This is a genomic window from Pseudomonas sp. GW821-FHT02A11 (assembly GCF_059421985.1).
The window spans coordinates 1-13,803 of the sequence record NZ_JBWKWB010000013.1 but is presented as its reverse complement, the minus strand read 5'-3'; the positions used below and the strand labels follow the sequence as shown (position 1 = coordinate 13,803).

10 protein-coding genes and 2 pseudogenes are annotated in these 13,803 nt (G+C 59.6%); 8 read left to right on the top strand and 4 right to left on the bottom strand.

Going from position 1 to position 13,803, the window contains the following annotated elements; all coding sequences use genetic code 11:
* Positions 1-29: 29 nt before the first annotated feature.
* Together lpxH and AC07V9_RS18450 are read right to left on the bottom strand one after the other, a co-directional pair.
* Positions 30-794, bottom strand: coding sequence for a UDP-2,3-diacylglucosamine diphosphatase (gene lpxH / locus AC07V9_RS18455; RefSeq protein WP_495017095.1), 765 nt, complete (start codon positions 792-794; stop codon positions 30-32).
* Entirely contained in the window at positions 791-1,294 is a 504-nt protein-coding gene (locus tag AC07V9_RS18450) for a peptidylprolyl isomerase (RefSeq protein WP_495017094.1), read from the bottom strand. Before AC07V9_RS18450 ends, lpxH begins: the two co-directional genes overlap by 4 nt.
* Positions 1,295-1,573: 279 nt before the next feature.
* Here AC07V9_RS18450 and AC07V9_RS18445 point away from each other — a divergent pair, with 279 nt between their 5' ends.
* Together AC07V9_RS18445 and cysS are read left to right on the top strand one after the other, a co-directional pair.
* A complete protein-coding gene (locus tag AC07V9_RS18445) occupies positions 1,574-3,271 on the top strand; it encodes a glutamine--tRNA ligase/YqeY domain fusion protein (protein ID WP_495017093.1) in 1,698 nt (565 codons plus the stop codon).
* 24 nt (positions 3,272-3,295) lie between these two features.
* Positions 3,296-4,678, top strand: a complete 1,383-nt coding sequence (gene cysS / locus AC07V9_RS18440; protein WP_495017092.1) for a cysteine--tRNA ligase — start codon at positions 3,296-3,298, stop codon at positions 4,676-4,678.
* Positions 4,679-4,809: 131 nt separating this feature from the next.
* Here cysS and AC07V9_RS18435 read toward each other — a convergent pair.
* Positions 4,810-4,935: pseudogene (locus AC07V9_RS18435) on the bottom strand (helix-turn-helix domain-containing protein); the annotation flags it as partial.
* An 81-nt stretch (positions 4,936-5,016) separates the two neighbouring features.
* Positions 5,017-6,657, bottom strand: a pseudogene (locus AC07V9_RS18430) (sigma-54-dependent Fis family transcriptional regulator); the annotation flags it as partial.
* A gap of 336 nt (positions 6,658-6,993) precedes the next feature.
* On the opposite strand from AC07V9_RS18430, the gene AC07V9_RS18425 reads away from it, so the two are divergent.
* The 6 genes from AC07V9_RS18425 to AC07V9_RS18400 all read left to right on the top strand — a co-directional run bounded on the left by AC07V9_RS18425 (position 6,994) and on the right by AC07V9_RS18400 (position 13,058).
* Entirely contained in the window at positions 6,994-8,088 is a 1,095-nt protein-coding gene (locus AC07V9_RS18425; RefSeq protein WP_495017091.1) for an ABC transporter ATP-binding protein, read from the top strand.
* Positions 8,088-9,218 carry an ABC transporter ATP-binding protein gene (locus AC07V9_RS18420; RefSeq protein WP_495017090.1) on the top strand — a complete coding sequence of 377 codons (1,131 nt, stop codon included), beginning with the start codon at positions 8,088-8,090 and terminating at the stop codon, positions 9,216-9,218. The genes AC07V9_RS18425 and AC07V9_RS18420 overlap by 1 nt, the downstream gene beginning before the upstream one ends.
* On the top strand, positions 9,211-10,077 hold the full coding sequence (locus AC07V9_RS18415; RefSeq protein ID WP_495017089.1) for a carbohydrate ABC transporter permease: 867 nt from the start codon (positions 9,211-9,213) through the stop codon (positions 10,075-10,077). The genes AC07V9_RS18420 and AC07V9_RS18415 overlap by 8 nt, the downstream gene beginning before the upstream one ends.
* A gap of 9 nt (positions 10,078-10,086) precedes the next feature.
* Positions 10,087-10,887 (top strand): carbohydrate ABC transporter permease, encoded by an 801-nt coding sequence (locus AC07V9_RS18410; protein WP_296181211.1) that lies wholly within the window; start codon positions 10,087-10,089, stop codon positions 10,885-10,887.
* Positions 10,888-10,898: 11 nt separating this feature from the next.
* Positions 10,899-11,171 carry a DUF2160 domain-containing protein gene (locus AC07V9_RS18405; RefSeq protein WP_274135013.1) on the top strand — a complete coding sequence of 91 codons (273 nt, stop codon included), beginning with the start codon at positions 10,899-10,901 and terminating at the stop codon, positions 11,169-11,171.
* 81 nt (positions 11,172-11,252) lie between these two features.
* Positions 11,253-13,058: an ABC transporter substrate-binding protein gene (locus AC07V9_RS18400; RefSeq protein WP_495017088.1), complete on the top strand. Its 1,806-nt coding sequence runs from the start codon at positions 11,253-11,255 to the stop codon at positions 13,056-13,058.
* Positions 13,059-13,803 lie beyond the last annotated feature (745 nt).

Genomic DNA, 13,803 nt, shown 5'->3' with positions numbered 1-13,803 from the left:
ACAGGTTAATGCCAGCCGATCAATCGTATTCAGTCAGCGCTTTGGTTGTGCCCGATCGTCAACGGCTGCCCCTGCACAAACCCGAACGAGCCTAACTGAAAGCCCTGTTCATCCACCTGCAACGCCCAACCGTCGCGGTCCCAGTCCCCCAGCACGATCCGTTGCGCGGTATCGCTGCCGATCTGCAATTTGTGGATGGCGGGGCGGTGGGTGTGGCCGTGAATCAGGGTTTTCACCCCGTACTCGGACATGATCCGCGGGACTTCTTCAGGGGTCACATCCACGATGTCATTGGCTTTCATGCGGGTTTGCGCACGGCTTTCGCTGCGCAACTTGCGCGCCAGCTTGTGCCGGGTGCTCAAGGGCAGGTGGCGCAGCACCCATAAAGTCAGAGGATTGCGCAGGTAACGGCGCAAACGCATGTAGGCTTCGTCGCGGGTGCACAGGCTGTCGCCGTGCATCAACAACACTGGCTCACCGTTGAAATGCACGACGCTCGGGTCCTTCAACAGGGTGACGCCTGCGGCCTTGCAAAAGGCCTTGCCGATCAGAAAATCGCGATTGCCGTGCATCAGGAACACCTGCGTGCCACTGTCGCTCAAGGCGCGCAGGGCTTCGCAGATCAAGCGCTGGAAGGGCGACATCGCGTCATCGCCGATCCAGGCTTCGAAAAAATCCCCGAGGATATACAGTGACTCGGCCCCGCGGGCCCGGTCACTCAGCAGATCCAGAAACGCCCGGGTAATGTCCGGGCGTCCTTCTTCCAGATGCAGATCGGAGATCAGCAGTATCACTCAACGATCTCGGCTTTCTCGATGATCACGTCGTCAGCCGGTACGTCCTGGTGGCCTGCTTTGGAGGTGGTGGCGACGCCTTTGATCTTGTCGACCACGTCCGAACCTTCGACCACTTCACCGAACACCGCGTAGCCCCAGCCCTGAGCGGTCTTGGCGCTGTGGTTCAGGAAGCTGTTGTCAGCGACGTTGATGAAGAACTGCGCGGAGGCCGAATGCGGCTCCATGGTACGGGCCATGGCAACGCTGTACTTCTTGTTCGGCAGGCCGTTGTCGGCTTCGTTCTGGATGCTTGGGCGCTTGTCTTTCTTCTCTTTCATGCCTGGCTCGAAACCGCCGCCCTGGATCATGAAGTTACCGATGACGCGGTGGAATACGGTGTTTTCGTAGTGGCCTGCTTTGACGTACTCAACGAAGTTGGCCACGGTAATCGGGGCTTTCTCGGCGTTCAGTTCGAGGACAATCACGCCGTGGTTGGTGGTCAGTTTGACTTGGGTCATCTTGGCTACTCTTTGAAGGAATTCATTTTTGGACGTGGATCGCGGCTTACAGCATAGAAGCTGACTGCAAGAACCGCTGATTTCACCCAGGCGCGCAGTTTACAGAGGCAAGTCGTACAACGGGAAGTTGCAATTAAAGTCGCCGCTGCAAACCCCCGTTCGTGTATCTCGGCAGTTTTGTCACTGCACGCTGTCAGGGGCTTGACAGGTTCGGCTATGATAGGCGCTTTGATTTATTCGGCCTACCCTGGCCAAGACTGTCAGGTTTTCAAGGATCCTATGAGCAAGCCCACTCAAGACGCTGCTGCCAACACCAAGGCAGGCCCTGCAATTCCCACCAACTTCCTGCGCCCGATCGTGCAGGCAGACCTGGATTCGGGCAAGCACACCAAGATCGTGACCCGTTTCCCGCCGGAGCCCAACGGCTACCTGCACATCGGTCATGCCAAATCGATCTGCGTCAACTTTGGTCTGGCTCAGGAATTCGGGGGCGTCACGCACCTGCGTTTCGACGACACCAACCCGGCCAAGGAAGACCAGGAATACATCGACGCCATCGAAAGCGACGTCAAGTGGCTGGGTTTCAACTGGGCCGGTGAGGTGCGCTACGCCTCCCAATACTTCGACCAGCTCTACGACTGGGCCGTTGAGCTGATCAAGGCCGGCAAGGCCTACGTCGACGACCTGACCCCCGAGCAGGCCCGCGAATACCGCGGCACCCTGACCGAGCCTGGCAAGAACAGCCCGTTCCGTGACCGTAGCGTCGAGGAAAACCTGGACCTGTTCGGCCGCATGAAGGCCGGTGAGTTCGAAGACGGCGCCCGCGTGTTGCGCGCCAAGATCGACATGGCTTCGCCAAACATGAACCTGCGCGACCCGATCCTGTACCGCATCCGTCACGCCCATCACCACCAGACCGGCGACAAGTGGTGCATCTACCCGATCTACGACTTCACCCACGGTCAGTCGGACGCCATCGAAGGCATCACCCACTCGATCTGCACCCTGGAATTCGAAAGCCACCGTCCGCTGTACGACTGGTTCCTCGACAACCTGTCGGTGCCGTGCAAGCCGCGCCAGTACGAGTTTTCACGCCTGAACCTGAACTACACCATCACCAGCAAGCGCAAGCTCAAGCAACTGGTCGATGAGAAGCACGTCAACGGTTGGGATGACCCGCGCATGTCGACGCTGTCGGGCTTCCGCCGTCGCGGCTACACCCCGGCCTCAATCCGCAACTTCTGCGAAATGATCGGCACCAACCGTTCCGACGGCGTGGTCGACTTCGGCATGCTCGAATTCAGCATCCGTCAGGACCTGGACGCCAACGCCCCGCGCGCCATGTGCGTGCTGCGTCCTTTGAAGGTCGTGATCACCAACTACCCGCAAGACAAGGTCGATCACCTTGAACTGCCGCGTCATCCACAGAAAGAAGAACTGGGCGTGCGCAAGCTGCCGTTCTCCCGTGAGATCTACATCGATCGCGATGACTTCATGGAAGAGCCGCCGAAGGGCTACAAGCGTCTAGAGCCGAACGGTGAAGTGCGCCTACGTGGCAGCTACGTGATCCGCGCTGACGAAGCGATCAAGGACGCCGATGGCAACATCGTCGAACTGCGCTGCTCGTACGACCCGGAAACCCTGGGCAAGAACCCGGAAGGCCGCAAGGTCAAGGGCGTGATCCACTGGGTGCCTGCGGCTGAAAGCATCGAATGCGAAGTGCGTCTGTACGACCGCCTGTTCCTCTCCGCGAACCCGGAAAAAGCGGAGGAGGGCAAGACCTTTCTCGACAACATCAATCCAGGCTCCCTGCAGGTCCTGACCGGTTGTCGCGCTGAACCTTCGTTGGGTGAAGCTCAGCCGGAAGACCGTTTCCAGTTCGAACGCGAAGGGTATTTCTGCGCGGACATCAAGGACTCGAAACCTGGCAAACCGGTATTCAACCGCACGGTGACGCTGCGCGATTCCTGGACCTGATGCAGTACAGATAAGAGGCAGAAAGTGCTTTCGATCTACAACACGCTCACCAAGAGCAAAGAAGTCTTCAAGCCGCTCGATGGCAACAAGGTGCGCATGTATGTCTGCGGCATGACCGTGTACGACTACTGCCACCTGGGCCACGGCCGCAGCATGGTCGCGTTCGACCTGGTCACCCGCTGGCTGCGATTCAGCGGCTTCGACCTGACTTACGTGCGCAACATCACCGACATCGACGACAAGATCATCAACCGCGCCCGTGAAAACGGCGAAGCGTTCGATGCCCTGACCGCTCGCATGATCGACGCAATGCACGAGGACGAAGCGCGGCTGAACATCCTCAAGCCGGACATGGAGCCGCGCGCCACCGACTACATCGGCGGCATGCACGACATGATCCAGAGCCTGATCGACAAAGGCTACGCCTACGCGCCGGGCAATGGCGACGTGTACTACCGCGTCGGCAAATTCCTGGGCTACGGCAAGCTGTCGCGCAAGAAGATCGAGGATTTGCGCATCGGTGCGCGGATCGAGGTCGACGAAGCGAAAGACGATCCGCTGGATTTCGTCCTGTGGAAGGGCGTCAAGCCGGGCGAGCCGAGCTGGGAGTCGCCTTGGGGGCCGGGGCGTCCGGGCTGGCACATCGAGTGCTCGGTGATGTCCACCTGCTGCCTGGGCGAGACCTTCGACATTCATGGCGGCGGCTCCGACCTGGAATTCCCGCACCACGAAAACGAAATCGCCCAGAGCGAAGCGGCCACCGGCAAGACCTACGCCAACGGCTGGATGCACTGCGGCATGATCCGCATCAATGGCGAGAAGATGTCCAAGTCCTTGAACAACTTCTTCACCATTCGCGACGTGCTGGATAAATACCATCCGGAAGTGGTGCGTTACCTGCTGGTATCGAGCCATTACCGTAGCGCGATCAACTATTCCGAAGACAGCCTGAAAGAGTCCAAGGGCGCGCTGGAGCGTTTCTACCACGCGCTCAAGGGCCTGCCAGTGGCCGAGCCTGCCGGCGGTGAAGCGTTCGTCGAGCGTTTCTCTGCGGCCATGGACGACGACTTCGGCACGCCGGAAGCCTGTGCGGTGCTGTTCGAGATGGTTCGCGAGATCAACCGCCTGCGTGACAGCGATGTCGTGGCAGCAGCGGGGCTTGCGGCACGCTTGAAGCAACTGGCCAGCGTGCTGGGCGTGTTGCAGCTCCAAGCCGATGACTTCTTGCGCGCAGGGGCTGAAGGGCGTGTCGATGCAGCAGAAGTGGAAGCGCTGATTGCAGCCCGTCTGCAGGCTCGCGCCGACAAGAAATGGGCCGAATCCGACCGCATCCGCGACCAGCTCACCGCCATGGGCGTGGTGCTGGAAGACGGCAAGGGCGCAACGACCTGGCGGTTGGCGGATTGATCCTCAGCGCTTGACACATCCGCGCCTGTTACACCGATTCGCGAATGAATTCGTTCCCACAGGTTGATCGCATTTCACCTGTGGGAGCGAATTCATTCGCGATGACGTCGGGCCTCACCGCACCTCCCGAATCAGAACCCCTGTTCGCGCAACCGCTTGTACAGGGTATTGCGGCTCACCCCCAGCCGCTTGGCCAGCTGCGAAATATTTCCCCCGGCCGCCTGCAGCAACTCGTTCAACTCCTCCGGCGTATCCAGCGCAGCCTTGCGATTGAAGGCCATTTCCGGTCCGCTGGCTTCGCTCTCCAAGTCCAGATCCGCAAGCTCTAAATCAGCAAAGAAGTCCTCAGGCAGATGCTCGGCAGCAATCAGCTGATCGTCCGCTAGTGCCAACGCGACCTGAATCACATTGCTCAATTGGCGCAGATTCCCAGGCCATGGGTGCCGTTCGAACAACGCCAGCACTTCTGGCTCGAACCCCGCGCTCTGTTGCGGTTCACGATGCTGTTCCCAGATCGCCCGCACCAGTTCGGCCTTGTCGGTGCGATCGCGCAGCGGCGGCAGTTCCAGGTTCAGGCCGCTGATGCGGTAATAAAGGTCCTGACGAAACAGCCCGCTTTGCACCTGTTCGCGCAGCGAGCAGTGAGTCGCCGAGATCACCCGGATATCCACAGCAAACAACTCGCTGCTGCCCAACGGCTGCACGCATCGCTCCTGCAAAACACGCAGTAAGCGCGCCTGAACCGGCAGCGGCATGTCGCCGATCTCGTCGAGGAACAGCGTGCCTTTGTCGGCCTTGCGGATCAGGCCGATGCTGCCTTTGTGGTGGGCGCCGGTGAACGCGCCTTTTTCGTAACCGAACAGTTCAGCCTCCACCAGCTCCGACGGAATGGCCGCGCAGTTCACTGCAATAAAAGGCTGATCAGCGCGGGAGCTGGCCTGATGCAGGTTTTTGACGAACACCTCTTTGCCCGCGCCGGTCTCGCCGAGAATCAGCAGCGGCACGTTCTTTTCCAGTAAACGCTGGGCCTGACGGGCTGCCTTGGCGACTTTTTCATCGCCATAACCCGGTATCGGCGTTTCTGCTTTCTTCGGCGCGGTCACGGTCCTGAATTTCAGCACCGGCGCTTTCGGTCGCTTGATCAAGCAATGAAAACGGTTATGCCCCGAAGCCTGAAGCGCAAAGGGCTGGCCTTCCTGTTGGTCGAGCAAATGGGCGATCGGCGCCTTGAACAGGTGCTCGATATTGACCTGCAACAGGCTCACGCCCAGCAGGTTGTCGGCCCGACGGTTGGCGCAGAGGATGCGTCCGCTCTCGTCGAACACCAGCAAACCGGCCCACTGGCTGTCGAGGTTGTTCAGGCCGGTGTTGAACGTCAGCTGGAAATAACCGTGCTGAAACTGGTCGAGAATCAGCCGGTTCTCAATGGTCTGGCTCATCATCTTCACCATCCCCAGGGTATGGGAAGGCGGCAGGAAGCTGTCGCTGGACACGTCGAGCACCGCAATCATGCGCCGCGAGGCATCGAATATCGGTGCCGCAGAGCCGGTCATGAAGCGATTGGCCTTCAAAAAGTGTTCATCGTGTTCAATGTGAACCGCCTGTTCACAGGCCAGCGCCGTGCCAATGGCGTTGGTGCCGACCCCTTGTTCCAGCCAGCTGGCCCCCGCAACGAAGCCTCGTTGTTGTTCCGGCACGACGAAGCGCTGGGTGCCCCAGGAATTGAGCACCTGACCTTGCTGATCGGCCAGCAGGATCAGGCAGTTGGAATTGCTGAGGATGTTCTCGTAGAAGGGCAGGACCTGTTGATGGGTGGTCTGCACCAGCGCCTGATGGCGTTCAAGCAGTTGTGAAACCTGCTGTTCAGGCAGTCGATGGAAGGCCGGGCGTGACTGATGATCCAGGCCGAATTCGCGGCAGCGGGCCCAAGAGTCTTGAATGATGGTGTCGTGAGCGGTGGATGCGCCTGTTGCGGCCATGGGCGAGCTCCGTTCTGTTGCTTTTATTGTTGTCTGAGTTCGGCGTGAGCCAAGCGTCCATGCTCGAAACGTTCACCCATTGTTGTTCAGATGTGTTCAAAGTCAATGTTCATTTTGTTCAAGTGTTCAGTCTTTCCTGTTCACTTATGTTCATCAACGAATATCGCTCGCCGACGATTTTTGCCCTGATCGCTCTAGCCGGCGGGTTACAGCACAGCTTTCGTTAGCGAAGGCCGGTTGGCACGATTGTCGCTATCCAACAAGCGGTCGACGAATGTCACGACCTGCAAGCAAAAAACGCTACACCCCGAACAAGACAAATAAAAAGGGCACGCCATGTCTCTCACGCTTGAGCACGTCAGCCGAGCCGTCGACGGTCAGAATTGGATCATTGATGCGTCGCTGAGCTTCGAACCCGGCTCATTCAACGTATTGCTGGGGCGCACCTTATCAGGCAAAACCAGCCTGATGCGCTTGATGGCCGGTCTGGACAAGCCAGACAGCGGCCGAGTACTGATGAATGGCAAAGATGTCACCCAGGTGGCCGTGCGCCATCGCAACGTCTCGATGGTTTACCAGCAGTTCATCAACTACCCGAGCATGACCGTTTTCGACAACATCGCCTCGCCGCTGCGCCAGGCCAAGATGTCGAAGGACGAAATCGAAAGCCGCGTGCGGGAAACCGCCAAGATGCTGCGCATCGAGAAATTCCTCACTCGCTACCCCCTCGAACTCTCCGGCGGCCAGCAGCAGCGCACGGCCATGGCCCGTGCGCTGGTCAAGGACGCCGAGCTGATCCTGTTCGACGAGCCGCTGGTCAACCTCGACTACAAGCTGCGCGAAGAGCTGCGTCAGGAAATGCGCCAGCTGTTCGAGACCCGCAACACCATCGCGGTCTACGCCACCACCGAGCCCAATGAGGCTTTGGCCTTGGGCGGCACCACGACCATCCTTCACGAAGGCCGGTTGATCCAGAGCGGCAAGACCCCGGAGGTCTACCACCAGCCGAAAACCGTGCTGGCGGCGGAGCTCTTTTCCGAACCCCCGATCAACCTGATGCCGGGCCGCATCGAGGGCAACGAAGTGAGCTTCGCCAACTTCGTGCATTTCCCGCTCAACGTTGACTTGCGCGCCATCGGCGATGGCGAATACCGCTTCGGCGTGCGCCCCAGCCACCTGAGCCTGGTGCCGTCCAACGACGACGACCTCGAACTGGCGGTGACCGTGGAACTCGCTGAGATCAGTGGTTCGGAAACCTTCCTGCATGTGCGCAACGAGCATTTCTCGCTGGTGCTGCACCTGCCGGGGGTGCACGAGTACGACGTCGATACGCCGATCCGCGTGTACATCCCGACTCACAAATTGTTCGTATTCGATCAGCAGGGCGGCCTTATCCAGGCACCGGGCCTGCGCATGGCGAGGGTTGCCTGATGGCCGAGATCCGCTTGCAACAACTCGCGCACAGTTACAGCGCACACCCCAGCGGTCCTGAAGATTACGCCATCCGCGAGATGACCCACATCTGGGAGCAGGGCGGGGCGTATGCTTTGCTCGGGCCATCCGGCTGTGGCAAGTCGACCTTGCTCAACATCATTTCCGGCCTGCTCAGCCCGTCCGAAGGCAAGGTGATGTTCGACACCACGGTGGTCAACGACATGTCGCCGGAGCAGCGCAACATCGCTCAGGTTTTCCAATTCCCGGTGGTCTACGACACCATGACGGTGTACGACAACCTCGCTTTTCCCCTGCGTAATCAGGGCATGGCTGAGGCGAAAATTCAGATCAAGGTGCAGGAAATCGCCGATGTTCTGGACCTGCAACCGCTGCTGAAAAAGAAGGCCAAGGGCCTCACTGCAGACGAGAAACAAAAGGTTTCCATGGGCCGTGGGCTGGTGCGCGATGACGTCTCGGCGATCCTGTTCGACGAACCGCTGACCGTGATCGACCCGCACCTGAAGTGGAAACTGCGGCGCAAGCTCAAGCAGATTCACGAGCAGTTCAACATCACCATGGTCTACGTCACCCACGATCAGCTCGAAGCCTCGACCTTCGCCGACAAGATCGCGGTCATGTACGGCGGCCAGATCGTGCAGTTCGGCACGCCGCGCGAGCTGTTCGAAAAACCCCATCACACGTTCGTCGGCTACTTCATAGGCAGCCCCGGCATGAACCTCATCGAGGTCAAGCCCGAAGCGGGCGGCGTGGGTTTTGGCGGCATCCATCTGCCTTTGCCGCAGGCTCTGCAACAGCGTCTGGCGGCAACGAAGTGGAGCACCCTGAAAGTCGGCATTCGTCCGGAATTCGTACACGTCTGGGATGGGCCGTTCGATGACGCCATGTGCGCCGACGTGACCTACGTCGAGGACCTGGGGACCTACAAGATCCTCACCCTGAGCCTTGCCGGCCAGTCGTTGAAAGTCCGCCTGCAGGAAGACAAGCCGGTGCCGCAAGGCCAGGCCTGGATCAGTTTTCCGGCCCAGTGGCTGATGCTCTACGCCGATGAATTTCTGCTGGAAGCCGACGCCAGTGCCGCGTCGGCCAGCGAGGTGCCCCATGAGTAAGGTGCAGAACAACAAGGCCTGGTGGCTGGTGCTGCCGGTGTTTCTGCTGGTGGCGTTCAGCGCCATCATCCCGATGATGACCGTGGTCAACTATTCGGTGCAGGACATCTTCGACCAGTCCAGCCGCTACTTTGTCGGTGCCGACTGGTTCAAGCAGGTGCTGCAGGATCCGCGCCTGCATGACTCGCTGCTGCGCCAGTTCATCTATTCGGCCTGCGTGCTGCTGATCGAAATCCCGCTGGGCATCGCCATTGCGCTAACCATGCCGACCAAGGGCCGCTGGTCTTCGGTGTGCCTGATCGTCATGACCATCCCGCTGCTGATCCCGTGGAACGTGGTCGGCACTATCTGGCAGATCTTCGGCCGAGGCGACATCGGCCTGCTGGGCTGGTTTCTCAACAACGTGCTGCACATCAGCTACAACTACGCGGCCAATGCTTCGGATGCCTGGGTGACGGTGCTGATTATCGACGTCTGGCACTGGACTTCGCTGGTGGCGCTGCTGTGCTACTCGGGTCTGCGGGCGATTCCCGATGTGTACTACCAGGCGGCGCGTATTGATCGGGCCTCGAACTGGGCGGTTTTCCGACACATCCAGTTGCCGAAGATGAAGAGCGTGCTGCTGATCGCCGTGATGCTGCGTTTCATGGACAGCTTCATGATTTATACCGAGCCCTTCGTGCTCACCGGTGGCGGCCCTGGCAACTCGACGACCTTCCTTAGCCAGACCCTGACTACCATGGCCCTCGGCCAATTCGACCTGGGGCCGGCGGCAGCATTCTCGCTGGTGTATTTCCTGATCATCCTGCTGGTGTCGTGGGTGTTCTACACCGCCATGACCCATGGCGAACAGAACTGAGGAGCGGCCATGAATCTTCGTAAAGTCGTGCCGTTGTGGATCTACCTGCTGTTTCTGCTGGTGCCGATCTACTGGCTGGTGAACATGTCCTTCAAGACCAACACCGAAATCCTCGGCGGTCTGACGCTGTTTCCCCAGGATTTCACCCTGGCGAACTACAAGGTGATCTTCACCGACGAGAGTTGGTACAGCGGTTACATCAACTCGCTGTACTACGTGTGCCTGAACACCGTGATCTCGCTGAGTGTGGCATTGCCCGCCGCTTATGCGTTTTCCCGCTATCGTTTCCTCGGCGACAAGCACCTGTTCTTCTGGCTGCTGACCAACCGCATGGCGCCACCGGCGGTGTTCCTGCTGCCGTTCTTCCAGCTGTACTCGTCCATCGGCCTGTTCGACACCCACATCGCAGTGGCCTTGGCGCACTGCCTGTTCAACGTGCCGCTGGCGGTGTGGATTCTTGAAGGCTTCATGTCCGGCGTGCCTAAGGAGATTGACGAAACGGCCTACATCGACGGGTACAGCTTCCCCAAATTCTTCGGCAAGATTTTCATCCCGTTGATTGGCTCGGGCATCGGTGTGACGGCGTTTTTCTGCTTCATGTTTTCCTGGGTCGAGCTGCTGTTGGCGCGGACGCTGACATCGGTCAACGCCAAGCCCATCGCCGCGGTCATGACCCGCACGGTGTCGGCATCGGGGATCGACTGGGGCGTGCTGGCGGCAGCGGGGGTGTTGACCATCCTGCCGGGCATGCTGGTGATCTGGTTCGTTCGTAATCACGTGGTCAAGGGCTTTGCCCTTGGTCGTGTCTGAGGAGTCGAAAAATGGAGTGGATGTCCTGGACACTGCCGACCGCGATTTTCTTCGGTTCCATCGCCGCCATTCTGGTTGCGATGACCGTCTGGGAGCTGCGTTCGGCGAGCATCGAGCGTCGCGGTTTTCTGCCGATCGCCACCACCCGTGGCGACCGGCTGTTCATCGGCCTTCTCGGCAGCGCCTACCTGCATCTGCTGGTCATCGGCGCGACCGACTGGAGCATCTGGGTCGCCTCGGGGCTGTCCCTGGTCTGGCTGTTGGTGGTGATGCGTTGGGGTTGAAGGCTGACCGACCTGTCGTAGCAGGTCGGTTGGCGGAATGTGCAAAGCGGGACTACATAAGAATCAACACTGGAGGTGTCTATGTTCAATAAGAAAAACAAGCTGCGACATAGTGTGACGGTAGCGACGATGGTGATGCTCAGCGGCTTGAGCGTTTCGGCATGGGCCGATCAGTACGAAGACGCGGCCAAGAAGTGGGCAGCCAGCGAGTTCAAGCCGACGACCCTGTCCGACGCAGACCAGCTCAAGGAACTGGAGTGGTTCATCAAGGCCGCCGAGCCGTTCCGTGGCATGGACATCAAGGTGGTTTCCGAAACCTTGACCACCCACGAATACGAGTCGAAAACCCTGGCCAAGGCCTTCACTGAAATCACCGGCATCAAAGTGACCCATGACCTGCTGCAGGAAGGTGACGTCATCGAGAAGCTGCAAACCGCGATGCAGTCGGACAAGAGCATCTACGACGGTTGGGTCAACGACTCCGACCTCATCGGTACCCATTTCCGCTATGGCAAGGCGCTGTCTCTGACAGACCTGATGGCAAGCCCGGAAGGGGCGAAAGTCACGTCGCCGACATTGGACATCAAAGACTTCATCGGCACCTCCTTCACCACCTCGCCTGAGGTCAAGGACGAGTCGGGCAAGGTCATCACCCCGGCCAAGCTGTATCAGCTGCCTGACCAGCAGTTCGCCAACCTGTACTGGTTTCGCGCTGACTGGTTCGAACGTGCCGATCTCAAAGAGAAGTTCAAGGCCAAATACGGCTACGAACTGGGCGTTCCGGTGAACTGGTCGGCCTATGAAGACATCGCCAAATTCTTCAGCGAAGACGTCAAGGAAATCGACGGCAAGAAAGTCTACGGCCACATGGACTACGGCAAGAAAGACCCGTCCCTGGGCTGGCGCTTCACCGATGCCTGGTTCTCCATGGCGGGCAGCGGCGACAAAGGCCTGCCGAACGGCTTGCCGGTGGACGAGTGGGGCATTCGCGTCGAGAGCTGTCATCCGGTCGGTTCCAGCATCACCCGCGGTGGCGACACCAACGGCCCGGCGGCTGTTTACGCGACTCAGAAATACATCGATTGGCTGAAGGCTTACGCGCCACCGGAAGCGGCAGGCATGACCTTCTCCGAGTCGGGGCCGGTGCCTTCGCAGGGTAACGTCGCGCAACAAATCTTCTGGTACACCGCGTTTACCGCCGACATGACCAAGCCAGGTCTGCCGGTGATGAACGCCGATGGCACGCCGAAATGGCGGATGGCGCCGTCGCCGAAAGGCCCGTACTGGAAAGAAGGCATGAAGCTGGGCTATCAGGACGTGGGCTCATGGACCTTCCTCAAGTCTTCGGACGAGAAGAAGCGTCTGGCGGCTTGGCTCTATGCGCAGTTCGTGACGTCCAAATCGGTCTCGCTGAAGAAGACCATCGTCGGCCTGACGCCGATTCGTGAGTCGGACATCAACTCGAAAGAGATGACCGCACTGGCGCCGAAACTCGGTGGTCTGGTGGAGTTCTACCGCAGCCCGGCCCGCGTGCAGTGGTCGCCGACCGGCACCAACGTTCCGGACTACCCGAAACTGGCGCAGCTGTGGTGGAGTCACGTGGCTGAGGCGGTTACCGGCGAGAAAACCGCGCAGGCGGCGCTGGATGGCCTGGCCAAGGATCAGGACGCGATCATGACCCGGATCGAGCGCTCCAAGGTTCAGGATGCGAGCGGTTGCGCACCGAAGATGAACCCGGAAACCTCGGCTGAAGAGTGGTACACCAAGGCCGAGAAGAGCAACGGCGCCTTCCTCGCTCCACAGCGCAAGCTGGCCAACGAGAAACCGAAGGGCGAAACCATTGCCTATTCGGATCTGTTGAAGAGCTGGGAAGCGGCCAAGAAGTAAGTTGGGGAGATGAATAGGAACGGCGCCTGTTGGCGCCGTTTTTTTTTGGTGTTCATTCCGGGGCATTGAGGTGTTTGGCCTGACGCTTTTGTTCTGGCTAACGCCAGACCTGTTTCGACTTCGTCGAGTTACTTGGAAAAGACCCCCAAGTAACCAAGGGGTCCTACTCCTGGCTAGGGTCCTCCTTCGTCGGACTTCCCTCCACTCCGGTCTCGCTCCGTGGGCCCGGCGTGAATGGGCCATCCATGGCCCACACGCCTCTCGCCGCATCCATGCGGCTCGACCCACTCCAAGAAACCTGCGTTCGGCCCGCACCCAAGTCGCGTTTGGCGGTGTCTGTGCCACTGCGCATCAAGATCAAAAACAAATCAAAAGCCCGACACCGATCCTGTAGCAGTCCGGCTTGCCGGCGGTGGGGCCTTGGAGATCGCTGCCGCCGGCAAGCCGGACTGCTACAGGAAGGTATGGGGTTCAAAAACACAGATTTCAGAGACACCACAGATTGCGACTTTGGGAGGCCGAGTGGAGGCGTTGCGCAGTGGGCCGAGCGGCATGGATGCCGCGAGAGCCGCATCGGGCCATGGATGGCCCGTTTGCGGCGGGCCCACGGAGCAATGCCGGAGCGAGGGAACCCCGACGAAGGAGGGGCCGGACAGTGGAGCGAAATGGTGAACTGACCCCCAAAAGTTGGACACCCTGTCCAACCAAAGGGATGCCCACCATGAAATACACTCCAGCCTTCAAG

Excerpts from the sequence above, each read along its gene's own strand:
- AC07V9_RS18450 (WP_495017094.1), bottom strand. The coding sequence starts at position 1,294 with ATGACCCAAGTCAAACTGACCACCAACCACGGCGTGATTGTCCTCGAA.
- AC07V9_RS18445 (WP_495017093.1), top strand. The coding sequence starts at position 1,574 with ATGAGCAAGCCCACTCAAGACGCTGCTGCCAACACCAAGGCAGGCCCT.
- AC07V9_RS18425 (WP_495017091.1), top strand. The coding sequence starts at position 6,994 with ATGTCTCTCACGCTTGAGCACGTCAGCCGAGCCGTCGACGGTCAGAAT.
- AC07V9_RS18420 (WP_495017090.1), top strand. The coding sequence starts at position 8,088 with ATGGCCGAGATCCGCTTGCAACAACTCGCGCACAGTTACAGCGCACAC.
- AC07V9_RS18415 (WP_495017089.1), top strand. The coding sequence starts at position 9,211 with ATGAGTAAGGTGCAGAACAACAAGGCCTGGTGGCTGGTGCTGCCGGTG.
- AC07V9_RS18410 (WP_296181211.1), top strand. The coding sequence starts at position 10,087 with ATGAATCTTCGTAAAGTCGTGCCGTTGTGGATCTACCTGCTGTTTCTG.
- AC07V9_RS18405 (WP_274135013.1), top strand. The coding sequence starts at position 10,899 with ATGGAGTGGATGTCCTGGACACTGCCGACCGCGATTTTCTTCGGTTCC.
- AC07V9_RS18400 (WP_495017088.1), top strand. The coding sequence starts at position 11,253 with ATGTTCAATAAGAAAAACAAGCTGCGACATAGTGTGACGGTAGCGACG.